We start from the raw sequence: 22,417 nt of genomic DNA on the forward strand, positions 1-22,417 counted from the left end.
AAGGAGCGTGCCTTCGGTGCTGAAGTCGCCGGTATAGAGGAAGCCTCCGTTCGGCGTGTCGAACCGGTTCCAGAGCCCACCGGGGACATAGCCCGCGCGTCCCGTTTGCACGGTCAGGCCCAACACGTCGGTTTTTCCGCGTTCGGTTCGGGCAATATATGGGCGTTCTTCGGGCGGTAGCCGTCGGGTAGGCCGTGGAACGTGCGGGCGCTGGCATAGACCGGCGGCATGCCGATCTCGTTCAGGCGGTCGAGCGCGCCGACGTGATCGACATGGGCGTGCGAAAGGATCACCGCATCGACGGTTCCGGCTTGCGAGAGGTCGGGGCGCTCGCCGCGCTCCAGTTCGTCGCCCAGATCGAGCAGCAGCTTCCAGCTTTCGATTTCCAGCAGGAAGATAGCCGTCGACTTGCGGCCGATGCCCCTCAGGGAGATCAGTCGCGCCGCGGCAAAACTCCTTCCGGTAGACGGCGGCCGAAGAGAAGGTTCACCCCCATCAGCACCAGAACCAGCGCGACCATCAGACAGTTGACGGCGGCGGCAAGCGTCGAGGAGCCTACTTCTTCCAGGAAGATGATGGTCGGGCCGATGGTTCGCGCCCTGGAGGAGACCAGCAGCACGGAGGTCTGGATCTCGTTGATCGCGGTCATGAAGACGAGGATCGCAGCCGCCGTCGGCGCCGGGGCGAGTGCGGGCAGAAAAATGTCTTTCAGCCGAGCGAAGATGCCTGCACCCGCAAGCTGGGTAGCCTCATCGAGATTGAGGTCGATCTCTGTGTAGCCGTCGAGGATGGGGCGGAGCGCCAGTGCCAGAAAGTTCGACAGATAGGCGGTGAGAATCACCCAGACCGTGCCGTAAAGCTCGGTGTCGATCAGCGGCAGGAGCCGCAGGAAGGACAGGATCATCGCCACGCCGATGATGATGCCCGGAAGGGCATAGGCGAGTTCTGAGGTGAGACGCAGGATCTGGGCGACAGGGCCTTCGCGCCAGGTCAGCACGTAGCCGAGCGCAACGGCCAACGGAATGAGCACTGCCACGGTGACAAGCGTCAACCAGAGGTTCGTGAGGAACGCCTCGCGGATGCCCTCGTGATGGAAGAGCGCGCTGGCGAAGTTCTCGAAGGTGACGGTATCGAGATTGAGCGGCTGGCCGTAGCCGCGCACAAGCGCGGTGCCGAGAAGCGCTGTCAGGGGCAGCACGAGACAGATCACCAGATAGAGCCAGGCAAACGTGTAGATCGGCGCCCACCAACGGCCCAGAGCCATGCGGGGCTGCCGTTGGGCGGTATCGGCGCGCTGGTCGCCGCGCCGGGCTAACCATGCGGTGACGCTCATGCCGAGAACGGTGAGGACGGCGAGCAGCAGCGCCAGCAACGCCATGTCGTTGAGCGCGGAGGGACCGTAGGAATTCAGCCGCCGATAGATCAGCGTGATCAGCGTGGAGACGTGGGCCGGGATACCGAGCATCGCCTGAATGCCGAAATTTCCGATCGACGAGACGAAGGTGAGAACCGCGCCCGCAAAGATGCCGCCGTGGATGAGCGGCAGGACGATGTCGCGGATGACCGCGCCGCCGCCCGCGCCGTTCGCACGTGCCGCTTCGATCAGGGAGGCTGGAACGCGTTGCAGGCTGGCGCGCACGAACAGGAAAACGAGCGGCACGTTGTAGAGACCGAGCAGAAAGACGATACCGCCCTCGAAATAAAGCGGATGGTGGGTGCCCGGCGGTAGCGACAGGCCGAGCGGTCCGAGCACGGGGCTTGCTGGGGAGAATGCCTGAATCCAGGCAAGGGTCGTCACCTGCGGCGGGATCATCAGCGGCAGCACGAAACCGAAGACCCACAATGTGGGATGGCGCATGTCGGTGAGGCTCACCAGCAGGGCTGCGGCGGTGCCGGTCACGGTGGCGAGAACGGTCGCGGAAACCGAAATGCGGATGGTGTTGAGAGTTGCCTCCAGCACCCGGCGGTCGCCCAGTACGTCCTCGATCCGCGCCCAGTCGAAGGCGTCGTGCGGTATTAGTGCAGAATAGGCCAGACGCGCCAGCGGGATGATAGACAGCACCCCGACGAAAATGACGAGCGCGATCAGCAGGGCGGGTTCTCCGCTCGGACGGCGGAAGAACCGAAGTGCCCGGGAGGGGCGCTTCGGAATGTCGAGAGCAAGGCTCATCGGATTACAGCCCGAAGATGTCGGCGAATTTGGCGCAGATCTCTTCATTGGTCTTGACCGCTTCATCGGCATCATAGCCCAGCAGCTTAATGTCCTCGACCTTCGGATAGCCTTCCTGTCCCTCGACGCCCGGCAGGATCGGCAGGTTGCCCTGCTTGGCGACCAGTTCCTGGCCTTCCTTGCTCAGCAGGAAGTCGATGAAGATCTTGGCTTCCTTGGGGTGCTTGGTGGTGGCCATGATGGTGGCCGGTTCGGTGATGAAGGAAACGCCGTCCTTCGGCGCGATGTAGTCGATCGGGGAACCGGCGACCTTGGCGCGAAGCGCGTTGGCGTCGACGACGATGCCGTATTTCGCCATGCCGGAGGCGGCCGCCTTGATCGCCGGGCCGTTGCCGCCCTCAGGCACTATGCCGAGATCGTTGATTAGCGCATGCAGGTGGTTGAGCGCAGCACCCGAATAAAGCAGCGAGGGAACGGCGATCTTGCCGCGGTTTTCTTCCTTTAGAAGGTCGGCCCACTTCTCGACCGGCTTGGCGATCTCAGTGTTGTAGGCGATGTCGGTGGTGATTGCCTTGGTGCTGAAGAAGGTCATGTCCTTGTCGTCGGTCGCCGGGTTGTAGGCATCGACCGGGGCTTCCGGATAGGCCAGCAGGTGGTCGCCGGCCTTCAGCTCGCCGAGATTGATGACATCGGCGACCAGCAGAACGTCGGCCTGCACCTGACCGGTCTCGATCTCCGCCCGCATGACATTCATCAGAGCGGTGGTCCCGTTGCGGGTCCATTCCACCTTGATGTCGGTATGGGCGGCCTCGAAGGCATCGACGGTGCTTTGCGCCTGCTCCGGCGGCTGAGAGGTGTAAAGCGTCAGCGTCGTCTGGGCGTATGCGGCGGAGGAGGCGAGCATGGCCGCCAGGGTAAGGGTGACCAGTTTCATCGGTTTGTCCTTGGGTCGATATCAGGATCGGTTGGCAATTACAGGGAGAGGGAAGCGTGGGAGGCGGTGGACGGTTCGGGAATGACCCAGCAGTTGCGCGTAGGGAGAAGGTGATCCGCTGGCCCTGTGTCACCGACGCAGATGCGGCGATTTTGAGGGAGAGCGGGACGGTGCCGGACGGTTCGGCCATCAGTCGGCGCGTAGGTAGGATCCGCGATAGGTGGCGCGGGTCACGTTGGCGGGGATGCCCGTGTTGTCATTGGTTGCGATCACGGTCAGGTCGCCGGGATGGACGGAGACGCGCGCGCGCTTTCGCGGCGGCTCGCCGGGGGCGCAGCGCAGTTCCACCGGCTGGCCGAAGAGCGATGCGGCAGCCCGGCCGTTGCCGAGCGGGCGGATGTCTTAGGCCTCCAGAACGCGGCCCTCGCCGATGAAACCGGCAACCGTTTCGCAGGTGGGCTGGCGGAAGAGGGCTTCGGGGCGGTCGAATTGCAGGATGCGGCCGTGGTTCATGACAGCCACGCGGTCGGCGAGCGCCAGCGCCTCGGCCTGATCGTGGGTAATGTAGAACATGGTCGCGCCGGAGCGCGCGTGGAAGGCGGCGAATTCCTCCTCCAGCGCACCGCGCAGGTGGACGTCGAGATTGGCCAGCGGCTCATCGAGCAGCACCACCCGGCTTTCCATCGCCAGGCCGCGGGCGAGCGCCACGCACTGGCGCTGACCACCGGAAAGGTCCGCGGGGCGACGGTCGGCAAATCCGCCCAGTTCCACCAGATCGAGAACGTGCGCGACGCGGGCGGCGCGGTCCTTTTTCGCAAGACCGGCGATCTTCAGGCCATAGGCGACGTTCTGCGCCACGTTCATGTGCGGCCAGAGCGCATAATTCTGGAATACGACGCCGATATTGTGCTTTTCCGGCGGGACGTGACGGCTCGGCCCCGACACCGTCTGTCCGCCGATCTCGATCTGTCCGGCATCGAGCGTTTCGAACCCGGCAAGACAGCGCAGCAATGTGGTCTTGCCGCATCCTGAAGGGCCCAGGACCGCAACGAACTCGCCTTCCTCGATCTGAAGCGAGATGTCTTTCAGGATCGGCGTGCGGTCGAAACTCTTTGCGATGGAGTCAATGCGGATTTCACTCATGGGTGGGCCTTCCTTCGGAACTGCACAGCTGTGCAGCGCGGGGAAAGAGCTAGTCCCGGCAGGCAACACTGGAATGACGCTCGCATGACGTTCCGATGAACAATTCCTGCCCCTAGGGAGCCTCAGCTATCGTTCAAACTGGGAAGTGGGGCGTAGGAAAACCGATATACGCAGGCTTGATGGCGGAGCTGCGCAAAGCGTCACATGAGTGATGTGTTGGATCGTGATCCTTTTTATCGCCCGGAAAGGTGAAAGCGGCGTATTTCGAGGTGACTGGAAAGTAGTCGATATTTCAAGCACGCGCCTGCGTTGCATAACGGAAGGGACGTTCCGTCGTGACGGGCCTAGATATATAATTTATCAAAAATAAAATGAACAAAATTTGAGTAATATTTCTATAGATGAAAATTTTATGTCGTTTTTGACAAGATTGGTGCAAGGTATATTTAGGCGACTTGATTTTCGTTGAGACGTAACGGATTCAGAATGCACTTGAGACAATTTGCGTGTGGATGAGTGATCCCAATTTCCCACAATGTGATATTCCAGAAATCAATCGGCATCTGGATCTGCGGGCTGCACATAGGTGACTTCAATCTGCTCATATGTGCGGCAGATATTCGAGGTTGAATTGAATATCCCCTCATTCAATTCGTGAGATGAGGCCCTTCGCACTTTTTTGCGTAAAGAGATCGCAAAAACGACGAAGTGTTCCGTGGATAGCATAAGCGATACGGCGAGTATCCAGAATTATGGATTAACCTCTCTTGAGGTGGTCATTCTGAGCGGCAAGTTCGAAGAAGAGTTCGAGATCGAAATAGATCCGGCCATCGTCTTCGAATATCGCATCCATCGATGCGGTCTGCGCGCATTTGCTGAAAAGCGGTTTCTAGCATGAGCACGTCGCGGGGCCACTATATCGGCCTTTCGGTATCGGGACATGATCCGGCATTCGCGATCGTGGGGCCTGAGGCGATCTGCTATTTGCGGAGGCGAGCGATACCTGCAGGACAAGCGGGCTTGGAGCGCGACCCCGGATCTGTCTGCGCATATCGTTCTGGGATCTCCCGGTTGTGCGGGGCTGCGAGCGAAATCATCATTGCCGGCAGCTGGCACAACCCGAAGCCCGATGTCGTAGCATCGTCAGACGTGGAGAGTGCGAGCGAGTATGCCAAGGTCCTGAGCGACAGCGATGCGCTCTGGTTGAACGGCCTGCAGCGCCGGGCCTTCGAGGCGACGGGCGCTCATCTCAGAGCCTATCTGGGCCTGCCTGCCGACACGGCGGTGCGTCGATACGATCATCATCTCGCCCATGCGCTTACAACTGGTGTCAGTTTTGCGAACTGCGGGATGCGCTTTGTCTCGTCATCGATGGGGAAGGCGAGGTCGGGTCTGTCAGCCTCTTTAATATGCGATAGCGTCGGTTCTCCCGTCGCTGGCTGTCCTGGGGACCCGGCAGTCTGGGGGCGATCTACGCCTGGGCGACTGACCGATGTGGTTTCGACTGGCGGGCGGGTGAGGAATGGAAGGTCATGGGGCTGGCGGCTCTCGGGCAGTCCGACGAGGGCGTGACGCAAGTGCTTCGAGATCTCGTGCGGATCGAAAACGGACGGCCCATGGCCGGTTCCGCCGAGGCGCTCGAGATGGCACGGCAAGCCGTTGCGCCTTTTGAGCGTGCGCGCGGAGACGGCGACGTGGAAAAGGCTGCGGATCTGACGGCCAGCGCACAGGCCGCCTTCGCCGATCTCGCCGATCAGATGCTCGAGGTGGCGCTGGCTGGCTCGATAGGCAACCTCCTCCTTTCGGGCGGATGTGCGCTCAATTCCGCTTACAATGGCATAGTGCGGCGCCGTTTCGGTCTCCAGGCGGTGCATGTGCCCAGTGCTCCGGCTGATGACGGGACTGCGATCCGCGCGGCGATAGCCGCCTGGCTTGAGGACCATCCGGATCGCGAATTGCCGCAGTGCCGCACTCCCTTCCTGGGCTCGGCCGTGCGCCCCTCGGCGGTCGATGCCCTTGCCCGTAACCTTGCCGGTTGCGAGATCGAGCGGACCGGTGATGTATCGGCTCGTCGGGTCGCGGATCTGCTGGCCGCGGGCAAGATCGCGGGCGTCATGCGGGGGAGGGCGGAGTTCGGGCCCCGGGCGCTCGGTAACCGGTCCATTCTGGCAGACTCGACCCGTGCCGACATGCAAGGACACGATCAATGCGCGGGTAAAGGGGTGCGAGGCCTATCGTCCCTTTGCTCCGATCATTCCCGAAGAGGTCGTTGAAGACTGGTTTCTTTATGCTTAGTCCTCGCCCCACATGTCGTTTGCCCTGCCGTGGCGCGAGAAGGTGCGGGATCGGGTGCCCGCCGTCGTTCATGCCGACGGCACCGATCGGCTGCAGACGGTGAACCGCAGCGAGACCCCGTGGATGCATGACCTCGTTACCGCCTTTGCGGAAGAAACGGGCGTGCCGGTGATCCTGAACACCAGTTTCAACATCATGGGAAAGCCGATCGTCCACGAGGTGGAAGATGCGGTGGCCGTTTTCGCCACGACGGGGCTCGATGCGTTGCTCATCGACGATCTTCTGGTGTGTAAGCCGGATGGAGGGGCTGCGTGATGGAGAGGGACGATCTTTCCTGGGCGCTGGACCATCTGGATTCGGACAATCCGTGTGAGCGCCTTGCGGCCTGTCGCACGCTGGTTTCGCGCGGGGCGATCAACACGGCCGAACCGGTGCTGGACGAACTGGGAGAGCGGGAGGCTTTGGCGCGTGAGGTGGACATGCTGCGCTCCGCCTGCCGCTATATACGCCGGGTTCTGATTGAAACACGGGTCTTGGATGAGGTCGGAAATCCCGCCCTGTCGGAAGAGGCGGAACAGCGAATTCTCGCCGGACGCAGCTTCGATGACTTCTACATGCTGAGGAAGGAGGAGGGCAGCGACAACCTGATCATTGTCTTCACCTGCATGGGCCAGAGTTTCGGCGTGTCGCTGGCGCTTCTGTTGCGCATCCTGAAGCACTTCGATTGCCACGTCATCTTTCTGCAGGACCGGAACGAACAATACTATTTCGGCGGAGTGGAAGGGCTCGACGGTTCCTGGATCAACGCTCGCCCGGCTGAAACAGGTGGTCCGGAAGCTGTTGGCAAAGAAAATCTTCTGTCTCGGCCAATAGGGTGGCGGCTATGCCGCCATTCAGTTTGCGGTGGATCTTCGCGCACGCGGGGTCCTGACCTTCGCGCTTGCCACGACGCTGGACTCGTTGTGGCAAATGGAGACCTTCGGTGCGATGCGTTGCCCGGCGGGCCCGAGAATGGGCTGCCGCAACCGCTGGATCTTGCCGTTCAGCTGAAGCGCGCCAAGCCCGTGCCGCATATCGGCATCGTTTTCGGTGCTCTTGCGGAAGAGGATGCTGCCCAGGCAGAACGGTTGCGGCATGAGGCCGTCGAACACGTTCGGGGCGACGGGTAAGCGGAGCACACGGTCTTTTCCAAGGTGGTTGCCGAAAACCTGCTCGATGACATGATCGCGGCCTTGTTCCGAAACAAGCCGCATGGCATGCGGCGTCCGAGATGACTATCGAGGTGGTGGCCTTCATGGTGAGTTTCGTCGCCGAAATATCGGTGCTTGCCGAGGCCGATGCGACCGCTCCCGCGCTGCGCTTCCTGGCGCGTGGCGAGCGCGAGGTATTTGCCGCCGATCGCGGTGAATTGCTGACGGCTGCGCGGTATCGCCGCCGGATTGGAAGCGCGCGGTCTTGCGGGGGAGCGGGCCCTGCTCGCCTTTGCCGCCGGCCCGGAATTCATTCAGACCCTGCTCGGCTGTTTTCTCGCCGGAACAGTTGCCGTTCTTGTGCCGATGCCGCGCGCGGGAGCGCGCACGAGCCGTCTTGATCGGATCATCGAGGATTGCGGCGCGAAGGCTGTCCTGTGTTGCGAGGCGGGCCGGTCGTCTCTCGTCAGGCATCTTGCCGAGGTCGGAGTTGCATCTGAGGCGGCGATTGTCACGTTCGAGACCTTGCGAGAGGAGGGCGCTGCCTTCCGTCCTGTCTGTCTCAGGCTTTCCGGGCGCGGAGACGATGTCGCCCTGATCCAGTACACCTCCGGCTCGACGCCTCAGCCGCGCGGCGTGCTGATCAGAAACGAAAATCTCATCGAAAACGGACGCCTGGTGGAGCGAGCCTGGCATCTCGACTATGAGACCATGCTCAACTGGATGCCTCATTTTCACGACATGGGGCTGATGGGCGGTCTTCTCTATCCGATGCTCTGGGGGCGGAAGAGCGTGTAGATGGCGCCGCTCGCCTTCTTGCAGCGCCCCGCGCGGTGGTTGAAGGAGATCTCGCATTGGCGTGCGACCATGAGCGGCGGCCCCGCCTTCGCCTTCGAACTCGCCTTGAAGGCGGCGGACGATGCGCTTCTGGAAACGCTGGATCTCACCGCATGGCGGCGGGCCTTTTGCGGGGCGGAGCCGGTGCCGGAAGCTCTCCTCAAACGGTTCCGCGAGCGCCTTGCCCCGGCCGGGCTTTTCGATGAGAGCGTCTTTGCCTGCTATGGCCTGGCGGAGGTGACGCTTTTCATCGCCGGGCATCCATCCGTTGCCCCCTGTCCGTTGCCTGCCGGTTCCCGGGATCTCATCCGGATCGTCGATGCGGAAACCCGCCGGCCGGTGTGTGAAGACGGACAGTCCGGCGAGATCTGGATTTCCTCGCCCTCCGTCGCCTCGGGTTATTTCGGGAATGCGTAGGCGTCCGAGCGTACCTTTCGTGCTGTGACGGAGTCCGATGACGGGGCCCATTATCTGCGCACCGGCGATATCGGCCTCGTTCGGAACGACACCTTGTATGTAACTGGACGGTTGAAGGATACGCTGGTCGTCAACGGCCACAATGTGGTCGCGCCCGACATCGAATGGCTTGCCGGGGAGATGAATCCCGGCCTCAATCCGCTGGCGGCGGCTGCATTCGAGGGAAACCGGTCGGGCAGTGCGGTTTTGCTGATAGAGGTTAAGGACAAGCGCTCGGCAATTGAAAACATTCAGGCTTTGGAGAAGCGAATCGCCGCCAATTTGCGCGCCGAATTCGCTTTCGATCAGGTCGTCGTGCATGTTCTGGAGCGCGGCGTCCTGGAACGTACAACCAGTGGCAAGATCCGCCGATAGGCGGCGAGGGACGGTTATTTCAACGCGCTCCCGGCAACTTCCGGAGGGAATGACGTCTGATGTCCCGTAATGTAACCGGCCATGCCCGCATTGTTGAAGAACAGTCCGGGGGAGAATGGGGCCTGTCGACCCAGTGCACGACGGTGACGGATTATGGCGTTGCGCGAAAGGTTGCGCGCAGCACCGGCTTCGACGTGGTCGACATGCCGAAATACTATCGCGACATGGCCGAGATGACCGGATTGCAGCTCGACGCCATCACGTGGATCGTCAATTGCATTCCCTTCTTTGCGCATGGCGAGCGTCACCTTCTGCTGCGGCGCGTGATCGTCGAGGTATTCAAAAAGACCCGGATCGGGGAATGGCAGTGGCTGATCGACGAGGAGGTCGACAGGGCGCCTGCCAATCTGGCGAAGGCCGGGGCTTCGGGCTAAGTCGATCTCGTACATGATTTCGCGGATCCGCTCTTTGCGGCGACGATGATCCGTCTTCTGGGGATGCAGTCCGGAAAGGCGGAGGAATTCAACCACTGGGCGGAGACGGTGCGGTTCGTCTCCGAATTGCTGCTGCCGATCCGACAGGTGCGTGAGATAGAGAAAGCCGCGCGCGAATTTCTGGATGTCATCGATCCGAAGGATCCGGAAGCGGTCGCGCTGCGCCGCCATTCGCTGGCCGGTCAACTGGCGGAGGCTGCGGGCGTGTGGCTGTGCGAGGAGGAGGTCAAGGCCGTCCTGGCCGCACTGTTTCATTGCCGGGTAGACCACGGCGCATACGCTTGCCAACATCCTGCTGCTCGTTCTGCGTCACGCGCCCGGCGAACGGCGTCTGCCCTCAGAGCCGGAGCTTTGCTCTGAGGTGGTCAAGGATCTCATCCGCCGGGGAAGCGCGTCGCAATATCTGCTGCGCATCTCCCAGACGGACCAGACCGTGGCCGGACGGCATTTTGCGGCAGGCGAAAAGGTGCTGGTGCACATCCCCTCGGCAAATGGCGTCATCCCCGAGCGCAATGTAGGATCGGATGCGGAGACGGGGTGTCCTGCCGCTTCCGGGCGTCGGGCCAAGGATCACTTCAGTTTCGGATCGGGCGTCCATCACTGCCCGGGTGCACTGCTGGTGCGGCTCCTGCTGGGAACGGCAATCGACAGGCTGACCGCTATCTATCCGGAGATCGAACTGCTCGGTACTGATCCGGAAATCCACGGTACGGATATCATCAAGAGCCCGCAATCGCTTCGCTGCCGTCTTAACCGCAAGGCAGGGGCCTGAAACGATCCTCGTGGCGACCGGGTTTGCCCGGCGACATCAATGGGTAATCAAGCGGGAAGCCCGGGAATATTGGCCCGCGCATTTTCCCCTTGACCTTACTGCAATGAGAAGATGCATGGTTTTCCGGTCGAAAATGAGAACTCCGGAAAACAACCTTGGTGCGTATGATCCGCATAGCGGCGGTAGTCCTTCTGGGCCTGATCCTTGTGGTCGAGCCGTCGGGGCTTGCTGCGCAGGCGGAAGCCGCCGGGACCTCGATGTATCAAAGCCATTGCGGTGTTGAACACTCCGCTTTTGTCGTGGCGCTGGACGGTATGCCTATGGAAGAGCCAGAACCGGCCGGGCGGATGGTGCTTGCTCCGACCCAACGGATCGATCTTGTGGTCGATGTCAGCGGGGATGCGCCCGCGCTCATGTGGTCCGATCAATCCATCGAGCTTGCCGGTTTCACCGTGTCCGGTTCGAGACAGGCGACGCGCGCCGAGCCGGGGGCTCTGCCGCCCAACGAGATGTCGCCGTTATCGCTGAAGACGGCCGTGCGGGCCCGGCTCAGCATGACCGGCGGCATGATGGGAAAAATGGGCCGCGTGCATCTTCGCGACGATGGCCTGTCTTCCCGACAAGCCATGCGTGAGGGATATTTCTGGGCCTTCAACGGTCGCGTTGATGTTCCGGAAGACCCGCTCCTGAGTGTCGGAGTTGGAGAGACGGCCGTCGTCGAAATGGTGAACGACACATCCTGGCCGCATGCGATGCACCTTCACGGGCAGTATTTCCGCGTCATCAAGGACGGGGCCATGTCCCCCTGGCGGGATACGGTCCTGACGACACCCGGCGAAACCGTGCAGATTGCGTTCGTCGGGGCCAATCCCGGCAAGTGGCTGCTTCACTGCCACATGCTTACTCATGCCGCCACCGGCATGCTGACCTGGCTAAAGGTGGCCTGACCGTCTGATCGCCTTAGTCCCGGTTCCGTCAGCGGATGGCATCGGGAACAGGCCATCGTGCTTTTCCTGTAGCCCCTGCGGCGACCTTGCCTGGCAATCGGAAAGAGCGCCGCGACCCGGTTACCGGCGATAGCGGAGTGCATCCACCAGCAGGCGGAAGGCGGATGAGACCTGGCGTCGGCTCGGATAGTAGAGGTGATAGCCGGGAAAGGGCGGACACCAGTCTTCAAGAACGCGGATCAGGCGACCGTTGGCGATCATATCTTCAAGGTGATCGTCGGGCAGACAGGCGAGCCCGTGGTCGCTCAGGGCGGCGTCGATGGCGAGGTCCGGATCGTTGCAGATGAACTGGCCGTCGACGCGGGCGTTGAGAGCGCGGCCGTCCTTCTCGAATTCCCAGGCATAAAGCCCGCCGAGCGTCGGCAGGCGCAGGTTGATGCAGACATGATCGGTCAGATCGTGCGGGGTCTCGGGGATAGGTTGATCCTTGAAGTAGTCCGCGCTTCCCGCGACCACCATCGACATGTCCGGTCTGATGGGAACCGCGATCATGTCCTTTGCCACCTGCTCGCCGAGCCGGACGCCCGCGTCGAATCCCTCCTTGGCGATATCGACGAGCCGCTGGCCACAGGAGAATTCGATATTCACCTCCGGATAGTCGGCCATCAGCCTGTCGGCGGCGGGCATGAGGATCCTGCGCGCCGCCGAACGATTGGTGGTGATGCGAACCACCGTGCCTGCCGGTCAACTGCGCAGTTCGTTCAGGGCAAGGAGGCGGGCCTCGATCTCGTCGAATGCCGGGCGCAACGTGTCGACGAGCTGAAGCCCGGCGTCGGTCGGGGTGACCGAGCGGGTGGTTCGCGTCAGAAGCCTGATGTCCAGCCGCTCCCCCAGCCGCCGGACGACCGTACTCAGGGAGCTTTGCGACGTGCCGAGCCGGGCTGCGGCGCGGGTGAAGTTGCACTCTTCGGCAATGGCGAGGAACGCCATCAGATCGCCGATTTCGTCCCGCCTCATTGATATCTCCAAACGATAAGTTCTATTGGAATAGATCGTCTAATAGTAACAATCGGAAATTCTTATGTTCCCGCTCGGGACGAACGGGATCGGTTGCAAAGCCTCCGATCCGAGTTGGAGCATGAGATGAAGACATTCGGTTATGCCGCAATGGAAGCTGGGAGCGACCTCGTTCCCTGGTCCTTCGAGCGCCGCGCGCCGCGCGCGAATGACGTGGTGATGGAGATCCTTTATTGCGGGATCTGTCACTCCGATCTGCATATGGCTCGCAATGACTGGGGCTTTGCCCAGTTTCCACTGGTTCCCGATCACGAGATCGTCGACCGGGTGATTGAAGTTGGATCCGAGGTCACGAAGTTCAAGGTCGGCGACAACGGCGCGGTTGGCTGCATGGTCGATAACTACTGCCAGACCTGCAAGCACTGTCTGAATGGCGAGGAGCAATTCTGCTGCGAGGGCAATACCAATACCTATTCCTCTCCGGATCGCATCGACGGGTCGATGACGCGCGGCGGTTATTTCAAGCATATCGTGGTGCGTGAGGAATTCTTCTGCACCCTTTTCGAGGGCCTCGATCTCGCCCGTGTCGCGCCGATCCTGTGTGCGGGCATCACCACGTGGACGCCGCTGCGCCGCTGGAACGTGGGGCCGGGAAGCCGGGTCGGCGTGATCGGTATGGGCGGTCTCGGCCACATGGCCGCAAAGCTCGCTCTCGGTCTCGGGGCGCATGTGACGATGATTTCCCGTTCTCCCGCCAAGCGGGAGACGGCGATGGAAATCGGCGTCGACGACTTTCTGGTCTCCACCGACGAGACCGCGATGAAGGCGGCGGCCAACAGCCTCGACCTGATCATCGACACCGTGCCGATTCAGCATGATATGGACGGCTATGTGCCTCTGCTCGATATCGACGGCACGCTGGTCATTCTCGGGCAGGTCGGCGCCATGGGCGACATAAGCACCATGCCGCTGGTCTTCGGGCGCCGCCGGGTTGTGGGATCTCTCATCGGCGGCATGCGCGAAACCCAGGAAGTGATCGATTTCTGCGTGCAGAAGGGCATCCTGCCCAAGTGCCGTATGATCCGTCCCGACGAGATCAACGACGCGTTCGCGACGCTTGAGAAATCCGACATTCCCTATCGCTTCGTGATGGACATGGCGGCATTGCAGGCACCGGAGGTCGCCTGAAGGTGGTCGCGGATTATGTAATGGACGAACGGCGCGTGACTTCTCCGGGCGCCGTTCTGTCGATCATTCTCATCACCTATCTGCTGATCGTGCTCGATCTTTGCATCGCCTATACGGGCATGCCGGAAATCGCAGCGGATCTCGGCATGGGGCCGGTGGAACTGAGCTGGGTTCAAAACGCCTACCTGCTTTGCTTTGGCGGGTTCCTTCTGCTATCTGCCCGGGCCGGAGATCTCTTCTGGTTCAAGCGGACACTGTTGTCCGGCATCTTCCTGTTCGCGGTCTCGTCATTGGTGATTGGATTTGCCGGCTCGCCGGTCGAGCTGATCGCGGCCCGCGCGGTTCAGGGCGTCGGCGCCTCGATCATCGCGCCTTCGGTGTTCTTCCTGATCGCGGTGAACTTTCCCGAAGGCGAACCGCGCAACAAGGCGCTTGCCTGGTATTCGATGGTTGCCGGGGTCGGATCGAGCCTCGACATGGTGCTCGGCGGCTTTTTCGCAGGCGCCCTGTCCTGGCGGGTCGGCTTTCTGGTCAACGTGCCGATCGGGGCCGCGCTGTGGCTTGCAGGCTGGATCGTTCTCGACAACACGCGTCACGGCGTCGGGCGTCTCGATGTGGCCGGAGCGATCATTTCGACCGTCGGCATGGCCTCCTTCGTCTGGGGAATCGTGCGCACCGCCGATCACGGCTGGAGCGATCCGTCGGCTCTTCTGGCGCTGGTCGTTGCCGTGGCGATGCTGAGCCTTTTTGTCCGGTTGCAGGCCCGGACTTCGGATCCGTTGCTGCCGCTCGACATCTTCAACAGCCGGGTGCGCGTCGGTGCCTATCTGGCCCGCATGTGCTTTCTCGGCGGAGCCGTCGGGTTCTTCTTTTTCGAAACGCAGTTTCTGCAACGCGTGCTCGGGTTCTCTCCGGTGGAGGCCGATTTCTGCTTCCTGCCGATGACGGTTTTGACCTTCGCGACGGCGGTTTTCGTGCCGCGTCTGACCCTGCTTTTCGGCAACGCCATGCTGCTCTGCCTCTCCATGGCGGCGAATCTTTTCTGGCTCTCGCTGGCCGGACCCGACGCGGTCGTCTGGCGCGATATCGCCCTGCCGATGGTTCTCGTTGGCATCGGTAACGGCGGCGGGCTCGGGCCTCTCACGGTCGTGGGCGTGGCGGGTGTTTCCGGTCGCAATCAGGGTGCGGCTTCGGGGGCAGTCAACGTGGCGCACCAGCTTGGCGGATCGCTGGACCTGAGCATTCTGGTCACGATCTTTGCCTCCGAGGCGGGCGCACCGCTCTGGCAGCAGCTTTCGGCGACGATCTTTGCGACCGGCATCCTGCTCGCACTCGGGCTGATCTTTGCCGCCGTGCTGATCCTGCCCGCGGCCCGGCGGCCCTGAGCCGCCAGTAAACTCGCCAGTGAGCCCGCCGGTTTGCCGCCGAATTCCCATTCATTTGGTTCTTCACAAAAGAGGAAAAGAAAATGCAAGAACGTAAACTCGGACAGAACCTCACCGCCTCGGCCCTCGGCTATGGCTGCATGGGCCTCAGCTTCGCCTATGGCCCGGCGGTTGCGGAACAGGACGGCATCAAGCTGATCCGTCATGCGCATGATTCTGTGCGTGACCTTCTTCGACACGGCCGAGGCCTACGGGCCGTTCGAAAACGAGAAGTTGGTCGGCGAAGCGCTGGCGCCCATTCGCGACGAGGTGGTGATCGCCACCAAGTTCGGTTTCCAGGACGGGGATGCCTCCAAGACCCAGGACAGCCGTCTGGAACACATTCGCAAGGTGTGTGAAGCCTCGTTGAAGAGCCTGCGCACGGATCGCATCGATCTCTTCTATCAGCATCGCGTGGATCAGAACGTGCGGATCGAGGACGTGGCCGGAACGGTCAAGGACCTGATCGCGGAAGGCAAGGTTCTCAATTTCGGCATGTCGGAGGCGGGCGTTCAGACGATCCGTCGGGCGCATGCGGTGCAGCCGGTGGACGCACTTCAGAGCGAGTATTCGCTGTGGTGGCGGGAGCCGGAGCAGGAAATCCTGCCGACATTGGAAGAACTGGGGATCGGCTTCGTGCCCTTCTCCTCTCTCGGCAAGGGTTTTCTGACGGGTGCGATCGACGAGACGACGCGTTTCACCGAGGGCGACAACCGCAATACTGTTCCCCGCTTTTCGGAAAAAAACCGCAAGGCCAATCACGCGCTGGTGGAAGAAATTGGCCGGATCGCGACAGCCAAGGGCGTGACCCGTGCGCAGATCGCGCTTGCCTGGCTGCTGCATCGAAAGCCGTTCATCGTCCCCATTCCGGGCACGACGAAGTTGCACCGGCTTGAGGAAAACTTCGGGGCGGCCGCTGTGGAACTGACGAGCGCGGACATGGATGCTATCCAGTCAGTTCTGGCGCGGATCGATATCGCCGGAGAGCGCTACAACGCGTTCGCCCAGGCCCGGATCGACCGATAGGGTCCGGTGCGATGAACAGGTGGGACATCATGCGAGCCCTCGTGGCCCCGGCCGCAACCCTCGCTCTTTCGGGAGCGGGGGGAGGGCCGGTGGCTGCACGGCCCGGCAGGAGCCGGGTGGCCTATCTCACCCGGTTCAGCAATACCCGCGTCTTCGCAAAGGCGTTATCGCGCGAATTGCCGGCGGACCTGTTCGAGATCCGCGCCGCCGATCCCTATCCGGAGGACTATTTCGCCCATGTGGAGCGCGCCCGACGGGAACGCGATGCCAGGGCGACGCCGGATCTGGCTTCCGATGTCGCGAGCCTCGATCCCTACCGGACGATTTACCTCGGCTTTCTCATCTGGGTAACGGAGCTGCCCGCGCCGGTGCGAACCTTCGTCATCCAACATGATTTCGAGGGCAAGACGCTGGTGCCTTTCGTGACGCACGGCAAATACGGGGCAGGCTCCTCCCTCTCGACGCTTGCGGATCTGACGCCGGGCGCGCGGCGCATGAAGCCGTTCGTTCTGGAATGCGATCAGGGGCGCCGTCAGCTCTCCGAACTCGATGACTGGCTGTCTTCGGTGCAGGCCGCGCTTTGACGAATGGCGCGCGGCGCCCGTTTCAGCCGCTTTCAACAAAGGAACGAGACATGAAAATGCGTCAACTCGGCCGCTCCGGCTTTGAGGTTTCCGAACTCGGGCTCGGATGCATGGGCCTCAGCCACGCCTACGATACGGCCGTCGATCAAACCCGGGGTGTGCCCTTCCTGCGGGCCGCGCATGATCTGGGCGTGGCCTTTTGATACTGCGGAGGCCTACGGCCCGTTCGTCAACGAGGAACTGGTCGGCGAAGCCCTGCAGCCTGTGCGCGACGAGGTGGTGATCGCGACGAAATTCGGCTTCGACATCGATCCTGAAACGGGAGCCCGGCGCAGCGGCGGCACGAACAGCCGACCGGAACATATCCGTGCCGTGGTCGAAGCGAGCCTCAAACGTCTTCGCACCGGCCGGATCGATCTGTTCTACCAGCACCTGGTCGATCCGGACGTGCCGATCGAGGATGTCGCGGGCACACTCTCGGAGCTCAAGCGCGAGGGAAAGGTGCTGCACTGGGGCCTGTCAAAGCCAGGCTCGAGATCGTTTGCCGTGCGCACGCCGTGGAGCCCGTCGCGGCCGTGCAGAGTGAGTACTCCTTGTGGTGGCGGGGGTCGGAAACGGGGCTTCTCCAACTTCTGGAGGAGTTCGGCATCGGCTTTGTTCCCTTCTTTCCCCTGGGCGCGGGCTTTCTGACCGGGCAGATCACCGCAGACACGAAATTTACCGCAAGCGACTTCCGCGCCTCCGTGCCCCGTTTCTCCGCCGACGCGCTGAAGATCAATCTGGCGCTGGTCGAAGTGGTCAAAAGGGTTGCTGCGGCCCGGCAGGCTACGCCTGCCCAGATCGCGCTGGCCTGTTTGCTCGCAAAGAGCCCGTGGATTGTCCCGATCCCCGGCACCACGAAGATCGGTCGGCTGGAGGAGAACCTGGGTGCCATCGAAGAGGACCTGAATGACGCGGATCTTGCGATGCTCGATGAAGCATCCGCATCCCTTCCGCTGGAAGGAGAGCGTCTGCCCGCCACCGCGCTGGAGATGGTCGGGCGATAACCGGAGTGGCTAGGGGGCCGTCGGCCCGGCATGTCCCGTAACTCGTGCGGGGCATGCCGGGTTCCGCCCAATCCCGACTTCATCCCTAGGGATAGGCATGATATTTCCTCAATCTGCGGTCCATTTCCCGGAACGAGGAAGATCATGATCTCTCAGAAGGAAAAATACGCTTTGAAGGCGATCGTTGCCTTGGCGCGGGCGGGGGAGGGGGCCGTGCTGATGATCGGCGACATTGCCGAGCGAGAGAGCATCCCGAAGAAGTTTCTCGAGCAGATCCTTCTCGATCTCAAGCACCAGGGGATCGTGATCAGCCGACGCGGCAAGACGGGGGGATACCAGCTTCTCAACTCCGCCAACGAGATCACCTTCGGCGATATCCTGCGCATCATCGACGGGCCGTTGGCGCGCGTGGCGGAGGCCATGCGGCAGGTTCTCGACGGCACCACGATCGCCAATTGCCTCGGCCGCGAGGGGGGAACGAAATTCCTGCAATCGCCGGGTAGCGAAACACTGCTTTTTCGGATGGCCGAAAAATCAGAACTTCACGACTTTCTCTATACTCGACTAAATAGGTAAAGTATTGTGAGTTTAGAGGTGAAGGGAACTGATGTTCATGTCTCGCAAGTTTCTGCTCGTACCGATCCTGCTCGCGGGTGCACTTGAGGTCGCCGGCTTGAACCCGGCCTTTGCGGACACGACGCTTATCAACGTCTCCTATGACCCGACGCGCGAACTCTACAAGGCGTTCCGTCGCCTTTTCGGAGAAGTGGAAGGTGGAGACGGGGGAGACGGTGACCATCCGCACGTCCCACGGCGGCTCCGGCGTGCAGGCTCGTGCCGTTTCGACAGTCTGGACGCGGATGCGGTCACGCTGGCCCTTGAAGCGGATATCAACGCCATCGTTGAAAGAACCGGACGGATCCGAGCCGACTGGCGCTCCCGCCTTGCAAACAACAGCGCCCCTATACCTCCACCGTCGTTTTCCTCGTTCGAAAAGGAAACCCCACGCAGATCCGGAACTGGCCCGATCTGGTCAAGGACGGCGTGGAGGTCATCACCCCCAATCCCAAGACATCGGGCGGCGCGCGCTGGAATCTGCTGGCCGCCTGGGGCTGGGGGCTTGAAGCCCACGGGGGCGAAGTGGCGAAGGTCAAGGCCTATATCGCCGAATCTCTATCGCCATGTGCCGGTTCTCGACACCGGCGCCCGGGGCGCGACCACGGCCTTCGTGCGGCGCGGGATCGGGGATGTCCTGCTCGCCTGGGAACAACGAGGCCTTCCTGGCGCTTGAGGAACTGGGGCCGGACAAGTTCGAGATTGTCGTGCCGTCGATCTCCATCAAGGCCGAGCCGCCGATCGCCCTCGTTGATGCGACGGTCGATGCCCGGGGAGCGCGCAAGGTCGCGGAGGCCTATCTCGATTATCTTTATTCCGATGTCGGCCAGTCGCTGACCGCCCGGCACTACTATAGGCCCTCCCGCCCGGAGGCGGTTGATCCCGAGGAGCTTTCCCGATGTCCGGCTGGTGACCATCGACGATCTCGGAGGCTGGGCCAAAGTACAGCCGGAATTCTTCGGCGACGGCGGTCTTTTCGATCAGATCTACAAGGCAGGGAGATAGCGCCGTGTCCTCTACTGTCCGTACCGGCTGGCAATTGCGCCGGCTGAGCGTCATCCCGGGCTTCGGGCTGACACTCGGCGTCACCCTCTCCATCTGTGTCTGATCGTTCTGATCCTGCTGGCCGGGGTTATCGTGACGTCCTCCTCTCTCGGGTGGGGACCGGTTCCTCGCGATCGCCTTCGATCACAGGACCCTTCAGGCGCTCGGGATTTCCTTCGGCTCGTCCTTCATCGCGGTTGTGGTGAATGTCGTTTTCGGCAGCGTGATCGCCTGGGTGCTGGTTCGTTATCGCTTTCCGGGGCGCCGTGTGGTCAATGCGGTTGTCGATCTGCCGTTCGCCTTGCCGACGGCGGTGCCGGTATTTCGCTTGTCGCGATCTACACGCAGGACGGTCCGGTCGGCCGGCTTCTGGCCCCGCTCGGCATCAAGGTCGCGTTCACGCCGCTCGGCATCGTCGTTGCGCTCATCTTCATCGGCCTGCCGTTCGTGGTGCGTACCGTGCAGCCGGTCATCGAAGAGAGCGAACCGGAGATCGAGGAAACCGCGGCCACGCTTGGCGCGTCACGGCTGCAGACCATGCTCCGGGTAATCCTGCCGACACTTGCTCCCGCACTTCTCACCGGGTTTGTCCGGGCGGTCGGCGAATACGGCTCGGTGATCTTCATCGCCGACAATATCCCCTATGTCTCGGAAATCGCGGCTCTGTTGATCGTCATCCGGCTAGAGAAGTTCGACTACGCGGCGGCGACGGCCATCGCGTCGATCATGCTGCTGTTGTCCTTCGCCATGCTGCTGATCATCAACCTGATCCAGAGCTGAAACCGCAGGAGGCAGGGAAATGATGGCTGAAGTCGCTCATGTTCCCCCGGCGCACCGGGCCAGTCCGATCACGGAAAAAACTGCGGTCCGCTGGGGGCTGACCGGGATCGCTCTGCTCTTTCTGTCCGTCGTTCTGTTTTTGCCTCTGGCTGCGGTTTTCAGCGAGGCGCTGCGCCACGGTGCGTGGGCCTTCATCGAGGCATTAGGGCAGGAAGATACGCTCGCCGCCATTCGCCTGACGCTGCTCGTTGCGGCGATCACCGTGCCTTTGAACATGGTGTTCGGCATCGTTGTGGCCTGGACCATCGCCAAGTTCGAGTTCTTCGGCAAAGCCTTTCTCACCACGCTGATCGACCTGCCATTCTCGGTTTCGCCGGTCATTTCCGGCCTAGTCTATATTCTGCTGTTCGGCTCGCAGAGCGTGCTCGGTCCCTGGCTCAAGGCTCACGGTATCGAGATCCTGTTCGCCCTGCTGGGCATCGTGCTGGCCACGATCTTCGTGACCTTTCCCTTCGTTGCCCGCAAACTGATCCCGCTGATGCAGGAGCAGGGCACCGGTGACGAGGAGGCCGCGATTTCGCTCGGCGCATCCGGCTGGCAGACGTTCCTCTATGTCATCCTGCCGCGCATCAAGTGGGGGGTGCTCTACGGCGTTCTGCTCTGCAACGCCCGCGCCATGGGCGAGTTCGGGGCCGTTTCCGTCGTTTCCGGCCACATACGCGGTCTGACCAACACCCTGCCGCTGCAGGTGGAGATCCTCTACAACGAATACAATTTCGTGGCGGCGTTCGCCGTGGCCTCCCTGCTGACGGTGCTGGCCCTGATTTCCCTTGTTTTCAAAAGTCTTCTCGAATTGCGGTTCAGCGGTGAGCTTGCCGCAACGACCCGACCCTGAGGTACATGTCATGGACGTCTGGATCTGCAATATCTGCAAGGAGTTCGGCTACTATCTTGCTGTACGGGATGTGTCCCTCGATATCGCATCGGGTGAACTGATTGCGCTGTTCGGTCCCTCCGGTTCCGGCAAGACGACGCTTCTGCGTCTCATCGCCGGTCTGGAAATGCCGACGTAGGGCGCCGTGTTCTTCGGGGACGAAGACGCCTCCCGCCAGACGGTGCAGCAGCGCAATATCGGCTTCGTCTTCCAGCACACTGCGCCCTGTTTCGCCACATGATAGTGGCCGACAACGTCGCTTTCGGCCTCAAGGTTCGGCCGCGGGCGACGCGGCCCGCATCGGCGGAGATCCGCCGATGCGCCCATGAGTTGCTCGATCTCGTCCAACTCTCCAACCTCTCCGAACGCTATCCGAACCAGCTTTCCGGCGGCCAGAGGCAGCGTGTTGCGCTGGCGCGGGCCCTGGCGATCGAACCGGCCGTGTTGCTGCTCGACGAACCCTTCGGGGCGTTCGATGCGCAGGTGCGGCGCGAATTGCGGCGCTGGTTGCGTGAACTCCATGATGCGACCCGGCACACGACGGTGTTCGTGACCCACGATCAGGAGGAAGCGCTTGAACTCGCTGATCGCGTGGTTCTGATGAACCAGGGCCATATCGAACAGATCGGATCGGCGGACGAGATCTACGATCACCCGAAATCGCCTTTCGTGTTCGGCTTCATCGGTGAATCCGCGTCCCTCACGGTCCATATCCGCGGCGGTCGGATATGGCTGCACGATCATGCTACTGGACTGGCCATTGCTGCGCCCGACGGTGAGGCGGCGCTGTATTTCCTCCCCCACGATATCGAGGTGACGGAGGGCCACGGCGATTGCATCGTCGGCACGGTGATTGCCAGCCGCAGGGTGGCTGAAATCCGACATCTTGAACTGGAAATTGACGTCTTTCCGCACCCGGTCGAAATCGCGCTTTCTGCCGAAAATCCCGCCGCCATGCGCTCCCGCATCGCTTTCCGGCCGACGCGCTGGTGTGTCTTCAGTGCGGGGTGGCGGCGGGAAGCGGGCTTCCGGCACCTGAACACCCCCAGTCCCGAATGCCGTCCCGGATGAGGGCAGGGCGCTTGCCCGCGGCGGTGCGGTCCATTGAAGTGACTGCCATGGTGTCTCAAGATCCCGGTATGTCAT

General features: G+C 62.0%; 20 protein-coding genes and 7 pseudogenes. 21 read left to right on the forward strand and 6 right to left on the reverse strand.

Translation table 11 applies throughout. The annotated features are described in order from the left end of the window. Positions 1 to 113 precede the first annotated feature (113 nt). The 5 genes from QNJ43_RS06615 to QNJ43_RS06635 form a co-directional block, all read right to left on the reverse strand. Positions 114 to 527, reverse strand: a complete 414-nt coding sequence (locus tag QNJ43_RS06615) for an MBL fold metallo-hydrolase (protein ID WP_346432896.1) — start codon at positions 525 to 527, stop codon at positions 114 to 116. Then, the gene (locus tag QNJ43_RS06620) at positions 434 to 2,170 is read right to left on the reverse strand and encodes an iron ABC transporter permease (protein WP_300468389.1); all 1,737 of its coding nucleotides are present in this window, start codon (positions 2,168 to 2,170) and stop codon (positions 434 to 436) included. Before QNJ43_RS06620 ends, QNJ43_RS06615 begins: the two co-directional genes overlap by 94 nt. Before the next feature lie 4 nt (positions 2,171 to 2,174). Next, positions 2,175 to 3,104, reverse strand: coding sequence for an ABC transporter substrate-binding protein (locus QNJ43_RS06625; protein ID WP_300468391.1), 930 nt, complete (start codon positions 3,102 to 3,104; stop codon positions 2,175 to 2,177). 189 nt (positions 3,105 to 3,293) lie between these two features. Beyond that, a complete protein-coding gene (locus QNJ43_RS06630; RefSeq protein WP_300468393.1) occupies positions 3,294 to 3,452 on the reverse strand; it encodes a hypothetical protein in 159 nt (52 codons plus the stop codon). A 54-nt stretch (positions 3,453 to 3,506) separates the two neighbouring features. Further along, positions 3,507 to 4,247, reverse strand: a complete 741-nt coding sequence (locus tag QNJ43_RS06635; protein ID WP_300468395.1) for an ABC transporter ATP-binding protein — start codon at positions 4,245 to 4,247, stop codon at positions 3,507 to 3,509. A 679-nt stretch (positions 4,248 to 4,926) separates the two neighbouring features. On the opposite strand from QNJ43_RS06635, the gene QNJ43_RS06640 reads away from it, so the two are divergent. From QNJ43_RS06640 to QNJ43_RS06685, 10 genes and pseudogenes are all read left to right on the forward strand, one after another. Next, positions 4,927 to 5,145 carry a phosphopantetheine-binding protein gene (locus QNJ43_RS06640; RefSeq protein WP_300468397.1) on the forward strand — a complete coding sequence of 73 codons (219 nt, stop codon included), beginning with the start codon at positions 4,927 to 4,929 and terminating at the stop codon, positions 5,143 to 5,145. A 562-nt stretch (positions 5,146 to 5,707) separates the two neighbouring features. After that, positions 5,708 to 6,520 (forward strand): carbamoyltransferase N-terminal domain-containing protein, encoded by an 813-nt coding sequence (locus tag QNJ43_RS06645; protein WP_300468573.1) that lies wholly within the window; start codon positions 5,708 to 5,710, stop codon positions 6,518 to 6,520. A gap of 34 nt (positions 6,521 to 6,554) precedes the next feature. After that, positions 6,555 to 6,857: a carbamoyltransferase C-terminal domain-containing protein gene (locus tag QNJ43_RS06650; protein WP_300468399.1), complete on the forward strand. Its 303-nt coding sequence runs from the start codon at positions 6,555 to 6,557 to the stop codon at positions 6,855 to 6,857. Further along, on the forward strand, positions 6,857 to 7,711 hold the full coding sequence (locus QNJ43_RS06655; RefSeq protein ID WP_300468401.1) for a hypothetical protein: 855 nt from the start codon (positions 6,857 to 6,859) through the stop codon (positions 7,709 to 7,711). The genes QNJ43_RS06650 and QNJ43_RS06655 overlap by 1 nt, the downstream gene beginning before the upstream one ends. 258 nt (positions 7,712 to 7,969) lie before the next feature. After that, positions 7,970 to 8,986: pseudogene (locus QNJ43_RS06660) on the forward strand (AMP-binding protein). A 24-nt stretch (positions 8,987 to 9,010) separates the two neighbouring features. After that, positions 9,011 to 9,400 (forward strand): hypothetical protein, encoded by a 390-nt coding sequence (locus tag QNJ43_RS06665; protein WP_300468403.1) that lies wholly within the window; start codon positions 9,011 to 9,013, stop codon positions 9,398 to 9,400. 59 nt (positions 9,401 to 9,459) lie between these two features. Next, positions 9,460 to 9,834, forward strand: coding sequence for a hypothetical protein (locus QNJ43_RS06670; protein WP_300468405.1), 375 nt, complete (start codon positions 9,460 to 9,462; stop codon positions 9,832 to 9,834). Between the two features lie 45 nt (positions 9,835 to 9,879). Further along, positions 9,880 to 10,254, forward strand: coding sequence for a hypothetical protein (locus QNJ43_RS06675; protein WP_300468407.1), 375 nt, complete (start codon positions 9,880 to 9,882; stop codon positions 10,252 to 10,254). A 1-nt stretch (position 10,255) separates the two neighbouring features. Further along, positions 10,256 to 10,666: a hypothetical protein gene (locus QNJ43_RS06680; RefSeq protein ID WP_300468409.1), complete on the forward strand. Its 411-nt coding sequence runs from the start codon at positions 10,256 to 10,258 to the stop codon at positions 10,664 to 10,666. A gap of 164 nt (positions 10,667 to 10,830) precedes the next feature. Continuing rightward, positions 10,831 to 11,613 carry a multicopper oxidase domain-containing protein gene (locus QNJ43_RS06685; RefSeq protein WP_300468575.1) on the forward strand — a complete coding sequence of 261 codons (783 nt, stop codon included), beginning with the start codon at positions 10,831 to 10,833 and terminating at the stop codon, positions 11,611 to 11,613. 120 nt (positions 11,614 to 11,733) lie between these two features. Here QNJ43_RS06685 and QNJ43_RS06690 read toward each other — a convergent pair. After that, a pseudogene (locus tag QNJ43_RS06690) lies at positions 11,734 to 12,630 on the reverse strand (LysR family transcriptional regulator). Positions 12,631 to 12,756: 126 nt separating this feature from the next. Here QNJ43_RS06690 and QNJ43_RS06695 point away from each other — a divergent pair. From QNJ43_RS06695 to QNJ43_RS06745, 11 genes and pseudogenes are all read left to right on the forward strand, one after another. Then, complete coding sequence (locus QNJ43_RS06695; protein ID WP_300468411.1) at positions 12,757 to 13,818, forward strand: NAD(P)-dependent alcohol dehydrogenase; 1,062 nt, start codon at positions 12,757 to 12,759, stop codon at positions 13,816 to 13,818. 35 nt (positions 13,819 to 13,853) lie between these two features. Further along, the gene (locus tag QNJ43_RS06700) at positions 13,854 to 15,203 is read left to right on the forward strand and encodes an MFS transporter (RefSeq protein WP_300468413.1); all 1,350 of its coding nucleotides are present in this window, start codon (positions 13,854 to 13,856) and stop codon (positions 15,201 to 15,203) included. 83 nt (positions 15,204 to 15,286) lie between these two features. Beyond that, a pseudogene (locus QNJ43_RS06705) lies at positions 15,287 to 16,268 on the forward strand (aldo/keto reductase). Between the two features lie 89 nt (positions 16,269 to 16,357). Next, on the forward strand, positions 16,358 to 16,852 hold the full coding sequence (locus QNJ43_RS06710; protein ID WP_300468415.1) for a flavodoxin: 495 nt from the start codon (positions 16,358 to 16,360) through the stop codon (positions 16,850 to 16,852). Between the two features lie 50 nt (positions 16,853 to 16,902). Further along, on the forward strand, positions 16,903 to 17,055 hold the full coding sequence (locus tag QNJ43_RS06715) for a hypothetical protein (RefSeq protein ID WP_300468417.1): 153 nt from the start codon (positions 16,903 to 16,905) through the stop codon (positions 17,053 to 17,055). Continuing rightward, positions 17,033 to 17,898 (forward strand): annotated as a pseudogene (locus QNJ43_RS06720) (aldo/keto reductase). Before QNJ43_RS06715 ends, QNJ43_RS06720 begins: the two are co-directional and overlap by 23 nt. A 144-nt stretch (positions 17,899 to 18,042) precedes the next feature. Continuing rightward, positions 18,043 to 18,474 (forward strand): Rrf2 family transcriptional regulator, encoded by a 432-nt coding sequence (locus QNJ43_RS06725; protein WP_300468419.1) that lies wholly within the window; start codon positions 18,043 to 18,045, stop codon positions 18,472 to 18,474. 37 nt (positions 18,475 to 18,511) lie between these two features. Beyond that, positions 18,512 to 19,518 (forward strand): annotated as a pseudogene (locus QNJ43_RS06730) (sulfate ABC transporter substrate-binding protein). A gap of 4 nt (positions 19,519 to 19,522) precedes the next feature. Beyond that, positions 19,523 to 20,337: pseudogene (gene cysT, locus QNJ43_RS06735) on the forward strand (sulfate ABC transporter permease subunit CysT). A gap of 19 nt (positions 20,338 to 20,356) precedes the next feature. Next, positions 20,357 to 21,232, forward strand: coding sequence for a sulfate ABC transporter permease subunit CysW (gene cysW, locus QNJ43_RS06740; RefSeq protein WP_300468421.1), 876 nt, complete (start codon positions 20,357 to 20,359; stop codon positions 21,230 to 21,232). Between the two features lie 10 nt (positions 21,233 to 21,242). Further along, positions 21,243 to 22,342: pseudogene (locus QNJ43_RS06745) on the forward strand (sulfate/molybdate ABC transporter ATP-binding protein). Positions 22,343 to 22,417 lie beyond the last annotated feature (75 nt).

Origin of the sequence: Breoghania sp. (assembly GCF_030066895.1) — a bacterium.
Classification (GTDB): domain Bacteria; phylum Pseudomonadota; class Alphaproteobacteria; order Rhizobiales; family Stappiaceae; genus Breoghania.

Bases quoted from the DNA above. Each gene is read 5' to 3' on its own strand.
- QNJ43_RS06620 (WP_300468389.1), bottom strand. From the start codon at position 2,170: ATGAGCCTTGCTCTCGACATTCCGAAGCGCCCCTCCCGGGCACTTCGG.
- QNJ43_RS06625 (WP_300468391.1), bottom strand. From the start codon at position 3,104: ATGAAACTGGTCACCCTTACCCTGGCGGCCATGCTCGCCTCCTCCGCC.
- QNJ43_RS06635 (WP_300468395.1), bottom strand. From the start codon at position 4,247: ATGAGTGAAATCCGCATTGACTCCATCGCAAAGAGTTTCGACCGCACG.
- QNJ43_RS06650 (WP_300468399.1), top strand. From the start codon at position 6,555: ATGTCGTTTGCCCTGCCGTGGCGCGAGAAGGTGCGGGATCGGGTGCCC.
- QNJ43_RS06655 (WP_300468401.1), top strand. From the start codon at position 6,857: ATGGAGAGGGACGATCTTTCCTGGGCGCTGGACCATCTGGATTCGGAC.
- QNJ43_RS06670 (WP_300468405.1), top strand. From the start codon at position 9,460: ATGTCCCGTAATGTAACCGGCCATGCCCGCATTGTTGAAGAACAGTCC.
- QNJ43_RS06675 (WP_300468407.1), top strand. From the start codon at position 9,880: ATGATCCGTCTTCTGGGGATGCAGTCCGGAAAGGCGGAGGAATTCAAC.
- QNJ43_RS06685 (WP_300468575.1), top strand. From the start codon at position 10,831: ATGATCCGCATAGCGGCGGTAGTCCTTCTGGGCCTGATCCTTGTGGTC.
- QNJ43_RS06695 (WP_300468411.1), top strand. From the start codon at position 12,757: ATGAAGACATTCGGTTATGCCGCAATGGAAGCTGGGAGCGACCTCGTT.
- QNJ43_RS06715 (WP_300468417.1), top strand. From the start codon at position 16,903: ATGAAAATGCGTCAACTCGGCCGCTCCGGCTTTGAGGTTTCCGAACTC.
- QNJ43_RS06725 (WP_300468419.1), top strand. From the start codon at position 18,043: ATGATCTCTCAGAAGGAAAAATACGCTTTGAAGGCGATCGTTGCCTTG.
- cysW (WP_300468421.1), top strand. From the start codon at position 20,357: ATGATGGCTGAAGTCGCTCATGTTCCCCCGGCGCACCGGGCCAGTCCG.